At 66.6% G+C, this 12,045-nt stretch carries 13 protein-coding genes; 11 read left to right on the plus strand and 2 right to left on the minus strand.

Going from position 1 to position 12,045, the window contains the following annotated elements:
- The first annotated feature begins 19 nt into the window (after positions 1–19).
- Positions 20–934, plus strand: a complete 915-nt coding sequence (gene mdh / locus ABEJ63_RS11935; protein ID WP_375796596.1) for a malate dehydrogenase — start codon at positions 20–22, stop codon at positions 932–934.
- Positions 935–1,096: 162 nt separating this feature from the next.
- Here the strand turns inward: mdh and ABEJ63_RS11940 are convergent, their stop codons facing one another.
- Positions 1,097–1,348 (minus strand): ferredoxin, encoded by a 252-nt coding sequence (locus tag ABEJ63_RS11940; RefSeq protein WP_375796597.1) that lies wholly within the window; start codon positions 1,346–1,348, stop codon positions 1,097–1,099.
- A gap of 85 nt (positions 1,349–1,433) precedes the next feature.
- Between ABEJ63_RS11940 and ABEJ63_RS11945 the strand changes: the two genes are divergently transcribed.
- From ABEJ63_RS11945 to ABEJ63_RS11955, 3 genes are read left to right on the plus strand one after another with little or no spacing between them, the layout of a single operon-like run.
- The gene (locus tag ABEJ63_RS11945; protein ID WP_375796598.1) at positions 1,434–3,710 is read left to right on the plus strand and encodes an ATP-dependent DNA helicase; all 2,277 of its coding nucleotides are present in this window, start codon (positions 1,434–1,436) and stop codon (positions 3,708–3,710) included.
- Positions 3,710–4,213, plus strand: a complete 504-nt coding sequence (gene cgi121, locus ABEJ63_RS11950) for a KEOPS complex subunit Cgi121 (protein ID WP_375796599.1) — start codon at positions 3,710–3,712, stop codon at positions 4,211–4,213. The genes ABEJ63_RS11945 and cgi121 overlap by 1 nt, the downstream gene beginning before the upstream one ends.
- 47 nt (positions 4,214–4,260) lie before the next feature.
- Entirely contained in the window at positions 4,261–4,572 is a 312-nt protein-coding gene (locus ABEJ63_RS11955) for a hypothetical protein (protein ID WP_375796600.1), read from the plus strand.
- A gap of 27 nt (positions 4,573–4,599) precedes the next feature.
- Here ABEJ63_RS11955 and ABEJ63_RS11960 read toward each other — a convergent pair whose 3' ends face one another.
- Positions 4,600–4,758, minus strand: a complete 159-nt coding sequence (locus ABEJ63_RS11960) for a hypothetical protein (RefSeq protein WP_375796601.1) — start codon at positions 4,756–4,758, stop codon at positions 4,600–4,602.
- A 129-nt stretch (positions 4,759–4,887) separates the two neighbouring features.
- Here ABEJ63_RS11960 and ABEJ63_RS11965 point away from each other — a divergent pair, with 129 nt between their 5' ends.
- The 7 genes from ABEJ63_RS11965 (at position 4,888) to ABEJ63_RS11995 (ending at position 12,008) form a co-directional block, all read left to right on the plus strand.
- Positions 4,888–5,733: a CBS domain-containing protein gene (locus ABEJ63_RS11965; protein WP_375796602.1), complete on the plus strand. Its 846-nt coding sequence runs from the start codon at positions 4,888–4,890 to the stop codon at positions 5,731–5,733.
- Positions 5,730–7,514, plus strand: a complete 1,785-nt coding sequence (gene glyS, locus ABEJ63_RS11970) for a glycine--tRNA ligase (protein ID WP_375796603.1) — start codon at positions 5,730–5,732, stop codon at positions 7,512–7,514. The genes ABEJ63_RS11965 and glyS overlap by 4 nt, the downstream gene beginning before the upstream one ends.
- A gap of 1 nt (position 7,515) precedes the next feature.
- The gene (locus ABEJ63_RS11975) at positions 7,516–7,773 is read left to right on the plus strand and encodes a hypothetical protein (RefSeq protein WP_375796604.1); all 258 of its coding nucleotides are present in this window, start codon (positions 7,516–7,518) and stop codon (positions 7,771–7,773) included.
- Between the two features lie 57 nt (positions 7,774–7,830).
- Complete coding sequence (locus ABEJ63_RS11980) at positions 7,831–8,736, plus strand: ATP-binding cassette domain-containing protein (protein ID WP_375796605.1); 906 nt, start codon at positions 7,831–7,833, stop codon at positions 8,734–8,736.
- A complete protein-coding gene (locus tag ABEJ63_RS11985) occupies positions 8,733–9,638 on the plus strand; it encodes an ABC transporter permease (protein WP_375796606.1) in 906 nt (301 codons plus the stop codon). Before ABEJ63_RS11980 ends, ABEJ63_RS11985 begins: the two co-directional genes overlap by 4 nt.
- 167 nt (positions 9,639–9,805) lie before the next feature.
- Positions 9,806–10,516, plus strand: coding sequence for a phosphoribosyltransferase family protein (locus ABEJ63_RS11990; protein WP_375796607.1), 711 nt, complete (start codon positions 9,806–9,808; stop codon positions 10,514–10,516).
- 73 nt (positions 10,517–10,589) lie between these two features.
- Entirely contained in the window at positions 10,590–12,008 is a 1,419-nt protein-coding gene (locus ABEJ63_RS11995) for an NCS2 family permease (protein WP_375796608.1), read from the plus strand.
- The last annotated feature ends 37 nt before the right edge of the window (positions 12,009–12,045 follow it).

A 12,045-nucleotide genomic window follows, 5' to 3' on the forward strand; every position in this document is an offset into this window, starting at 1 on the left:
GCTAACCTCGTAGACGACTATGGTCAAGGTTAGCATCATCGGTGCGGCCGGCACCGTCGGCGCGGCGACGGCGTACAACGTCGCGCTGCGTGAGGTGGCCGACGAACTCGTTCTCGTTGACATTCCGGACATGGAGGCGGAGACGGTCGGGCAGGCGGCCGACGTCAACCACGGTATCGCCTACGACTCTAACACGACTGTCCGGCAGGGTGGCTATGCAGCTACGGCCGGCTCTGACGTTGTCGTCATCACGGCCGGAATTCCTCGCAAAGAGGGCCAGAGCCGGACGGACCTCGCGGGCGACAATGCCCCAATCATGGAAGACATTGGCTCGTCGCTCGCCGAGCACAACGACGAGTTCGTCTCTATCACTACCTCCAACCCGGTCGATCTGCTCAACCGCCATCTCTATGAGGCGGGTGACCGCGACCGCCACCAGGTCATCGGGTTCGGTGGCCGGCTCGACTCTGCGCGATTCCGCTATGTCCTTGCCGATCGGTTCGAGACGCCCGTCAAGAACGTTGAGGCGACCATCCTCGGCGAGCACGGCGACGCGCAGGTGCCCGTCTTCTCGAAGGTGCGCGTCGACGGTCGCGACCCCGACTTCAACGAGACCGAGCGAGAGGAGATCCTGGGCGATCTGCAGGAGTCAGCGATGGACGTCATCTCGCGGAAGGGCGCGACGGAGTGGGGGCCGGCAACCGGTGTCGGTCACATGGTCGAGGCAGTCGTCCGGGACACGGGTGCAGTGTTGCCTGCCTCACTGAAACTCGACGGCGAGTACGGTTACGAGGACACTGCCTTCGGTGTCCCGGTCAGATTGGGCGCCGACGGCGTCGAGGAGGTACTTGAGTGGGACCTCGACGACTACGAGAGCGATCTGATGGACGAGGCCGCGGAGAAGCTGTCGGCCCAGTACGACGAAATCGCGTAGTCGCTCACTCCTCCCGGCCGTCACCATCCTCGTCGCCGACCCGAGCGTCGACGAAGCCGGCCCAGTCATCGACGTGCGACCCGCGGTCCGGTTGGTCTCGGTTCGGTGACATCCTCACGTGCGGAGGGTCACAAGCGTCGTATATAATGATTGTGCCGGGAGTCAGACCAGTCGCTCGCCGTCCTCGTACACCCGGATGGCGTCGACGGGACACGAGCGGGCGGCGAACTTCGCGTCGAGTTCGGCCCCCTCGGGGACCTCGCGGACCCGTACATCCGCCCCCCAGTCGGCGCTTGTCTGCTCACCGTCGACGAGCACCGCCTTCCCGGCCGTCTCGTCGCGCTCGAAGGCGTCCCACTCCGCGACGCACTGGAACATGCCGATGCAGGTGTCGCGGTCGTACTCGACTCGCATACGGGTCGGTGGGCGCGTGCGGGCAAAGGCGTGTCGGGGCGGCCGGAACGACCGTTTAAATCCACGGGGACGCTACCCGCCGGTAATGGACGTGTCCGACGTGCCCGCGGTGCCGGAGTGGCTCCCCGACCACCTCCGGGCCGACGGCGTGGAGTCGCTGTATCCCCCGCAGGCCGAGGCGGTCAGGGCCGGCGTCACCGAGGGGGAGTCGCTGGTCGCTTCCATCCCGACGGCATCAGGCAAGACGCTGATTGCCACGCTCGCAATGCTGGCGGCTGTCCGCCGGGGCGGGAAGGCGCTGTACATCGTTCCGCTGCGGGCACTCGCCTCGGAGAAACGCGCCGAGTTCGAGGAGTTCGAGCAGTATGGCGTCTCTGTCGGTGTCTCGACTGGGAACTACGAATCTGACGGCGAATGGCTGGCCGAGAAGGACATCATCGTCGCTACCTCGGAAAAGGTCGACTCGCTCGTCCGCAACGGCGCCCCGTGGATCGACGCCCTTGACTGTGTCGTCGCCGACGAGGTCCATCTCGTTGACGACCCAAACCGGGGGCCAACGCTCGAGGTGACACTTGCGAAGCTGCGGGCGCGCAACCCCGCCCTCCAGACGGTCGCGCTCTCGGCGACCATCGGTAATGCAGACGAGCTGGCCGACTGGCTCGATGCTGCGCTCGTCGACTCCGACTGGCGGCCCATCGACCTCCGGAAGGGAGTTCATTTCGGACAGGCGCTCCACTTCGACGACGGAACACAGGAGCAGCTGTCGGTCGGCAGCTCGGAGAAGCCGACTGCTGCCATCGTCCGAGACACGCTCCGAGACGACGACGCCGGCGAGGGCGGCTCGACGCTGGTGTTCGTCAACTCTCGGCGGAACGCCGAGGCGGCGGCCCGCCGGCTCGCGTCGACGGTGAGCGCGGAGCTCGACGGTGACGAACTCGCCACGCTCGCGGAGGTCGCCGAGGAGATTCGCGGCGTGAGCGATACGGAGACGAGCGACGATCTCGCAGACGCCGTCGAGCAGGGGGCGGCGTTCCACCACGCCGGGCTCGCCCCCGAACACCGTGAACTCGTCGAGGCGGCGTTCCGCGACCGACTCGTCAAGTGCGTCTGCGCGACGCCGACACTCGCGGCCGGCGTCAATACCCCGTCGCGGCGGGTAGTCGTCCGCGACTGGCGCCGCTACTCCGGTGAGGCTGGCGGAATGCAGCCGCTGTCGGTATTGGAGGTCCACCAGATGATGGGCCGGGCGGGCCGGCCGGGTCGGGATCCCTACGGTGAGGCGCTGCTGCTGGCGAACAGCCACGACGAACTCGACGAACTGTTCGAGCGGTACGTCTGGGCCGATCCCGAGCCGGTGCGGTCGAAGCTCGCTCGCGAGCCGGCGATGCGAACCCACCTGCTTGCGACGGTTGCGTCTGGCTTCGCCGACTCTCGCGAGACCCTCCGGGAATTTCTCGAGGGCACGCTGTACGCGACCCAGACAGACGAGCAGGGCCGGCTCGACCGCGTGATGGACGACATGCTACGGTACCTCGAGCGCAACGAGTTCATCGAGGAGACCGACGCGGGGCGACTCCAGGCGACCGGGCTCGGCCATACCGTCTCCCGGCTCTATCTCGACCCGATGAGCGCCGCGACGATGATAGATGGACTGGCAGACGCCGAAGACCCCTCTGCGCTCGGGCTGTATCATCTCGCCTGCCGTACGCCCGATATGTACGAGCTATACCTCCGGTCGGGCGAGCGGGAGGCATTCACTGAGGAGGCCTACGAGCGAGAACCAGAGCTGCTGGGCCAGACTCCCTCCGAGTTCAACGAATCGCGGTTCGACGACTGGCTGTCGGCACTGAAGACGGCCCGGCTGCTCGAGGACTGGGCCGGCGAGACCGACGAGGATCGCATCGCCGAGCGGTACGGTGTCGGTCCGGGCGATATTCGTGGGAAGGTCGACACCGCGGAGTGGCTGCTGGGTGCTGCCGAGTCGCTGGCGGGCGAGCTCGGCTACGGGAACGCGACGGCTGTCCGCGAGGCAAAAAAGCGCGTCGAGTATGGCGTCCGCGAGGAACTCATCGATCTCGCCGGGGTGCGCGGTGTCGGCCGCAAGCGCGCTCGCCGGCTCTACGAGGCCGGCATCCACACCCGTTCGGAGCTCCGCAACGCCGAGAAGTCGGTCGTGCTTGCAGCCCTGCGCGGGCGGCGCCGCACCGCCGAGACAGTCCTCGAGAACGCTGGTCACCCCGACCCCGACATGGAGGGCGTAGAGCCGGACCCGGACGCGGCACCGGACACAGACTCGGGGCCGGAGGCGGTAGAGGCACCCGCCGGCGACGGCAACGATCAGTCCAGCTTGGGGGACTTCTGATGAAGCTGGTCGAAGGAACGGTGACAGTCGGCGGAGAGCGGTTCCCGGACACAGGGGCATTCGTAGACGCACTCGCGACCGTCGGCGACGAGTACGGCGTGACGACACAGGCGTTCGATGCCCGCTATGTCGTCTCCGAGCGGCATCTCCAACGGGCGGTCGAACTCGCGGACCGCGAGCGGGCCCGCGGGAACGCTATCGCTCGCGAGCGGGCGGTGGAGATACTGCTGTACGCCGCCGGCCGCCGACAGATCGACCGCGCGCTGGCGATGGGCGTCGGCGACGGTGAGACGCCCGTCGTCGTACTGGTCGATGGGGACGCAGAGTCGGCTGCATCCGAGGCCGTCGCTGACCTGCTTTCGCCAGCCGCGACGCTGGGCGAGTACGACCCGGCGCGAGTCCGCTCGTACTTCGCGATTAGCGAGCAGGAACTGGCAGCGACAGACGCCGATCTTGCGGACCTCGTGCTGGAGCGGGTAGCACTGCTCGTCGTCGAGCGGTAGGCCCGGTCTTTAATTCCCCGGACGGCAAACTGTTGTGTGGTGAGATTATGAGCGACGGCGACCCGAATCGTGAAGCCCGTGAGCGTCAACACGAGCGGGCCGCAGCCGTCGAGCGGGTGTTGACGGCAGTCGAGCGCGGCGTCGACGCGTATCCCGCCAACAGCGATGAACTCGCAGCCCAATATCGGGCGGCGGAGGTAGACGTGGTGAACGAGACAGAGAGTCTCGCGGACGCGTTCGACCGACTGGCCGACGAGTACGACGAGTTCGCCGACCCGGAGGAGGCACGGGCGGCACTCACGGCCGAGCTACGGCGGGATGAACGGTTCGACGAGACGTTCACAGACGCGCCGGAGTAACAGCCGGCGCGCATCCGGAGAGGAGAGTCAGCAGCGGTCGGCAAGTACCGGGGCCTGTTCGCGCGGCATCGAAAGCCACGCACCGTCCCGGGAGATGTCGGCGATGAGATAGGCGTCGCCATCGACTGACGCCATCACTTCGCCGTGCTCGGACGCGCCGTCGGAGACCGCTGAGTCCGGAGCCATGCTTGCGAGTAGTTAACACGAGCATATAAACGTGGCGAAGAAACGCAGGCCCAACGGCCACACGCGCCCCTGTGTCGACGAGGCTCGGGGAAGTGTAAGGACTTAGTACGCGGCGGCCAGCGTGGGTGTATGAACGTCGCAGACGCCATGACGCCGCGGGAGTCGCTGGTGACGGCCGTCGTCCCGGGCACACGCGAGGACGTGCTCGAGCGGCTCCAGGACAACGAATTCTCGTCGGTGCCAGTGGTCAACGAGGAGTCCGGTGACTTCCGCGGGCTCGTCTCGCGTGAGCGGCTCATCGATGAGCCGGATGAAGACCAGCTGGCCCTGCTCGTGGAGGAGGTGGAGTCCGTCGCAGCCGACGAGCCGATCGGCGTCGTCGCGGCGCTAATTAACACCAGCGGCCAGCGGCGGGTGCCCGTCGTTGACGGTGAGACGCTCATCGGCATGGTCACGGTCACCGATCTCGTGCGGGCGATGGCGAACGGCGACGTGGCGGTCGACGCCGATGCTGGCGAACTGATGACCGAGCGTGTCAACGCGACGTTCCGCGAGACGCCGCTCACCGTCGCCGAGCGGGAACTGGCCTACGCGGGCGAGGCGTACGCCGTCGTTCTCGACACAGGCGGACGGCCAGACGGCATCGTGACCGAAGTCGACGTGCTCGACGTGGCCCGCATTGTCGAGGGCGAGGAGTCGACCGGCGACGCCATCGCCGACGATGACGACGACTGGAAGTGGGAGTCGGTCAAGGCGGTCGGCGCACGGTATCTGCCGACACGCAACGTCGAACTGCCGGCTGAGCCGGTGGCGGGATTCATGAGCGACTCGCTCGTCACCGTCTCCCGGCGCAAGTCTGCCACCGAGGTAGCGCAGCTGCTCATCACCGAAGATATCGAGCAGGTGCCGGTGACGGGCGGCGACGAGCTGGTCGGAATCGTCCGAGACACCGACCTGTTGGAGGCGCTCGTATGAACCGGGAGGACGAACTCGCGACAGTAGGTGAACTCGGCAAGCGGCGTGGCTTCTTCTTTGGCACTGCCGAAGCATACGGCGGTGTTGGCGGCTTTTTCACCTACGGTCCGGAGGGGGCAGCGCTGAAGCGAAACCTCGAGGACGCCTGGCGCGACCGGTTCGTCACGCGCCCGGGCCACATGGAGGTCTCTGCACCGGATGTCCTCCCAGAGCCGGTGTTCGAGGCGTCGGGTCATCTTGACGGGTTCGACGATATGATTGTCGACTGTCCGGCGTGTGGCACGGCCCACCGCGCGGACCATCTCGTCGAGGACCATCCCGACTCCGAGTACGAGGACGCCGAGGCGCTCGGCATCGAACGGGTCGCGGAGCTGCTCGGTGAGCTGGGCGTCGACTGTCCCGACTGTGGTGCGTCGCTGGCCAACGAGTCTGTCGAGGAGTTCAACCTGATGTTCGAGACAGACATCGGGCCCGGCAGCTCACAGCCCGGCTATCTCCGCCCAGAGACCGCACAGGGCATCTTCGTCGAGTTTCCCCGACTGAAAGAGTACGCCCGCGGACAGCTCCCGTTCGGCGTCGCGCAGGTGGGTGCGGCCTACCGCAACGAGATTGCTCCGCGGCGTGGCCTCATCCGTGTGCGCGCGTTCACACAAGCAGAACTCGAGCACTTCATCGACCCCGAGACTGACGAACCGCCGCTTGACGACGTCGCGGATGTCGAGCTCCCGCTTTACTCGGCGGCCGCCCAAGAGGCCGGCGGCGGTGTCGAGACCCGCACCGTCCGTGAAGCAGTCGACGAGGGCGTCGTCGCGCCGTGGATCGCCTACTACCTCGGTATCGCCCGCGACTGGTACGCGTCGGTCGGCGTCGACATGGATCGGTTTCGCTACCGCCAGCATCGCTCGGGCGAGCGGGCCCACTATGCCGCGGACTGCTGGGACGCCGAGACGGAGATTGCCGGCGACTGGGTCGAGGTGACGGGCTTCGCCATCCGGGGCGACTACGACCTCACGAACCACGCGGCGGCCTCCGGCGAGGAGTTCACTGTCTTCAAACAGTACGACGAGCCGAAGACGGTCGAGCGGGCGACTGTCGACCCAGACATGGCGACGCTCGGCCCAGAGTACGGCGACGCCGCGGCCGAGATCGCTGCTGCACTCGAGAGGTTGGCCGCGCGAGACCCAGACGCCTTCGAGGCTGCGACGGTGCCCGTCGAGGCCGACGGAGAGACGTACGAGGTCGACACCGATCTCGCCAACTTCGGGGTCGAGACAGTCACCGAGTCCGGCGAGCACATCACGCCCCACGTCATCGAGCCATCGTTCGGTATCGGCCGACTGTTCTACACCATCCTCGCGCACAACTACCACGAAGACGAGGTAGACGGCGAGCCGCGCCGGTATCTCTCGTTGCCGGCGGAGCTCGCGCCGACATTCGCCTGCGTCGCACCGCTTGTGACCGACGACGCGCTCGTCGAGCAGGCCGAGTCAGTGCGTGAGGAGTTGCGGGCTGCCGGGTTCGCCGTCGACTACGACGAATCCGGCTCCATTGGTCGCCGCTACCGCCGACAGGACGAGATTGGGACACCCGTCTGTGTCACCATCGACCACGAGACGGTCGAACAGGCGGAGCACGATACCGCCACGGTGACGCTTCGCGACCGCGACACGACTGCACAGGCTCGCGTTCCCGTGGCGGATCTGCTGGAGCATTTGACCGCGCTCCGGGCCGGGACGGAGTTTGCAGCCCTGTTCGACCGCGACGGCGTCGAGCAGGTGTGAGATGGTGCGCTGCTGGCTCGTCGAGCGGTCGTACGGTGACCGGAATCTCGTCACGCTCGTGTACGCGACCCCGGACGGCGAGCGGGCGGTGCGGAAAGAGGTGCCGATGACAGCCATCTCGAACGGGACGGTGACCGTCACGGCCGCCAAAGAGGTCGACGAGACGGCCCTCAACCGCGTCGAGGGCAGTCGGGTCGAGCGCTACCAAGCAGAGGCGGCCCGCGTGTCGGCAGCTCACGACCCCGACGACGAAATATAAAAGCGGTGGCCGGCCGCGGGTGTGAAACCCTTTATGAGGTCGGAGAGAACTGGGTATATGGCTGCCATCGACCTGTCCGGCGTCACCAAACGGTACGGTGACGTCACCGCCCTCCACAATCTCGACATGACCGTCGAGAGTGGGGAGGTGTACGGCTTTCTCGGGCCGAACGGCGCGGGGAAGTCGACAACCATCGATATCCTGCTCGACTTCGTCCGACCGACGAGCGGCGAGGTGCGCGTGCTCGGCCGGGACGCCCGTCAAGAGAGTGTCGCCGTTCGCGCGCGGTGTGGCGTCCTCCCGGAGGGGTTCGACACCTACGACCGGCTGACGGCCCGCAAACACGTCGAATTCGCCATCGAGTCGAAAGGGACTGACGACGACCCCATTGGCCTGCTCGAACGGGTCGGGCTCAGCGAGGCCGTCGACCGGAAGGCTGGGGGGTTCTCGAAGGGGATGACCCAGCGGCTTGCGCTGGCGATGGCACTGGTCGGCGAGCCTGACCTGCTGGTACTCGACGAGCCGTCGACGGGGCTGGACCCGAACGGCGCCCGCGAGATGCGTGCCATCGTCCGTGAAGAGGCCGACCGCGGCGCGACCGTCTTCTTTTCCTCGCACGTGCTCGGGCAGGTGGAGGCCGTCTGTGACCGCGTGGGCATCCTCCGGGAAGGCGAGTTGGTTGCAGTCGACTCCGTTGAGGGGCTCCGCGAGAAGAGCGATACCGGCACCCGTCTTGAAATCGAGACGAGCGGCGTCGACGAGGCGGCGCTGACAGCGGTCCGGCGGACCGAAGGCGTGAGCGAGGCCCGCGCGGAGGGGACGCTGGTTGTTGTCACATACGCGGGCGACGCGAAGATGGACGTGGTGAACGCGCTCGAGGAACACACCACCGTCGCGGACTTCACGACCCACGAAGCATCCCTGGAGGATGTCTTCGCCGCCTACACGGAGGGAGAGCGATGACGAGTCTCGACCCCGACTCCGTGCGCGCGGTCGCCCGCAAGGACTTCGAGGACGCACTCCGGTCGCGGGCACTGCTCGTGCTTGCAGGTGTGTTCGTCGTGTTCTTCCTTGCGGCCGCTTACTTCTTTACCGACAGCATCGGCCAGGCGGTCCAGCAGGGTGGCCAGAACGCACCACCGATCACCTCCAGCAGCTTCTTGCGCGAGTTGACGAACGTCACCCGGCTGCTCGTCCCGCTGACAGGCGCGGTGGTCGCGTATGCGTCGGTCGTCGACGAGCGGGAGTCCGGCTCGCTGAAGCTGCTGCTGTCGCTGCCTCACTCCCGGCTGGATGTGCTCGTCGGGAAGTTACTTGGCCGCGGGGCAGTCCTCGCGTTGCCCGTTGCGCTCGGCCTGCTCATCGCGGTGCCAACGTTCCCGCTGGCCGGCATCGACTTCATCGCCACCGATTACCTGCTGTTCTCGGCGCTGACGGTGCTTGTCGGGCTCACGTTCGTCGCGATTGGGCTCGGAGCGAGCGCGGCAGCCGACAGTTCCCGGCGGGCCGTCGTTGCGACGTTCGTCCCATACGTGGTGTTCACGCTGCTGTGGGGACAGGTCGCTCGCCGAATCACCTCGACGCTGCGCGACCGGCTCGACCTCGGTCAGCAGGCAGTGTTAGAGGCGTTCTTTGGCGCCCGCGCGCTCAATCCCATCGCGGCCTACCAGATGGTTGCGTCGACCGTCGGCTCGCCGCAAGCACAGCTCTCGCTGTTCAGTCCACCGACCCGACAGAGCTACGTCCGGCAGTTCGGTGAACTGCCGTGGTATCTCTCCGACGGCGCACTGGTGGGCGTACTCCTTCTGTGGGTAGTCGTCCCCGTTGCGGTCGGCTATCTCGTCTTCGAGTCGGCCGATCTGTGATTTCCTCCCACGGCTAAAGCCGTGGGCGTTCGCCTCGCATTGCTTTGACATCCTCCCCGCTCTTCATGACGGGGCTTGCTCGTTGCTTCTCCGTAACCACAGTCGTGTACACTTTCGGCTGCGAGCGAACCGAAACCACCATACTCGCACAACCACGGGTAGGGGTCATGAACCGAGCCGAGAAGGCCGCGCTCCAGCTGCAGGCCGTCGACGTGCTGCGGACGCTGAAGGAGACGCGGACCTACGACGAACTCGCCGCCGAGACAGGGCTGCCGGCCGGCGACCTCAACCGGTACGTCAACGGGCACGTGCTGCCGGGTGTCGAGCGGGCAGAGGCGGTTGTGAGAGGGGTAGGCCGCGAGACGCTCGCGGCTGAACTGGAGGCACGCATCAAGCGGGATGCAGACGGGTACATCGACAATTCTCGGGTCGTCTTCGACCAGTCGTTGCTGGATCTGGTGGCGCCGGTCGCGAGCAGCAGCTTCGACTTCGAGCGGCCAGACACCGTACTGACGGCGGCGACAGACGGCATCACGCTCGCGGCTGCGATGGCCTCCCACTTCGGCGCTACCACCGCGTACGCCAAGCAGTCGAAGGAGACGGCCGTCGAGGAGTTTATTGAGTCACGCCAGCGGCTCGACTCGGGAATCGAACTTACCTATTATTTGCCGGCGAGCGCGCTCGAGACCGGTGACCGTGTCCTCGTCGTCGACGACCTCATCCGATCGGGCGAGACCCAGGAACTGCTGTTGGACATCACCGAGCGGGCCGGTGCGGAGGTGACGGGCGTATTCGCGCTCATTGCCGCCGGCGCGGAGGGGATCGACCGGGCGCGCGAGCGGGTCGACGCCCCCGTCGGTGCGCTCGTCGAGCCGTGATTCACTTTCGTGCACATCTCGTCGCCTGAGAGAGCAATTCTTAACACGAGCCTGCACGCAGGCCGGGGTGTAGATGGCGCTACCAGACACCGTGGCGGCGTTCTTCGAACTCGAGGAGCACGGGACCGACGTTCGGACGGAGGTGCTTGCCGGCCTGACGACGTTCCTGACGATGAGCTACATCGTCGTCGTCAACCCGGGCATCCTCGTCGGCATCGAGGGGGAGAAACCGGGTATCATCGTCGATGCCCTCTCGTACGGGGAGACGGTGCAGGCGGTGGCGGTTGTCACCATCATCGCGGCGTTCGTCGCGACGATTACCATGGCCCTGTACGCCAACAGACCGTTCGCACAGGCGCCCGGCCTGGGGCTGAACGCGTTCTTCGCATTCACCGTCATTGGCGCGCTCGGTGTAGCCTGGCAGACCGCCCTCGCTGCGGTTGTCGTGGAGGGAATCATCTTTCTCGTACTCACGCTCGTGGGTGCCCGGCGGTACATCATCGAGGCGTTTCCCGCGCCGGTGAAGTTCGCGGTCGGCGCCGGTATCGGTGCATTCCTCGCTATCATCGGCCTACAGGCGATGAACGTCGTCGTGGCCGACCCGGCAACGTACGTGACGCTCGGCAGCGTGGCCTCGGATCCGGTAGCGATTCTGTCCGTGCTGGGGCTGTTCTTCACGTTCGCCCTGTACGCCCGCGGCGTCCGCGGGAGTATCCTCATCGGCGTGGTAGCGACGACCGTCGCGGGGTACGCTGTCGCCGCCAGCGGGCTCGTCACCGGTGAGTCGGCGCAGGCGCTCAGGGGGAACCTCAACGCCGGCGCAAATTACGATATCACGCCGCTTGCGGGGGCGTTCATCGACGGACTCGGCCTCGTCGAGCCGTTCTCGTTCGCGCTCATCGTCTTCACGTTCTTCTTTGTCGACTTCTTCGACACCGCCGGGACGCTCACCGGCGTCGGACAGGCGGCCGGCTTCCTCGACGAAAAGGGCGATCTCCCCGAGATCGAGCGACCGCTACTGGCTGACGCTATCGGGACGACTATCGGCGGGATGCTCGGGACCTCGACGGTGACGACGTACATCGAGTCGGCGACGGGCGTCGAGGAAGGCGGTCGCACCGGGTTGACGGCGCTGGTCGTCGCGCTGCTGTTTCTTGGCTCGCTCGTGCTCGTGCCGCTGGCGGCCGCCATCCCGCTGTACGCCAGCCACATCGCGCTGGTCGTCGTGGCCGTCATCATGCTCGGTAACCTGACCGACATCGATTGGGACGACGTGACCCAGGCCGTGCCCGCCGGGATGACGGTGCTCATCATGCCGTTCACGTTCAATATCGGCTACGGCATCGCTGCGGGAATCATCTCGTATCCGGTAGTGAAGGCGGCCGTTGGCGACTGGGACGAGGTCGGCGCAGCCCAGTGGGGGCTTGCGGCCGCGTTCGTGGTCTACTTCATCGTGCGGACGGGCGGCGTGCTCTCGGGCGTGGGTGGCTGAGCCGCGGCGGAAATCCCGACGGGTATCAGTAGCTTAA

This window comes from Halosegnis sp. (assembly GCF_042216475.1).
In the GTDB taxonomy this organism is placed as follows: domain Archaea; phylum Halobacteriota; class Halobacteria; order Halobacteriales; family Haloarculaceae; genus Halosegnis.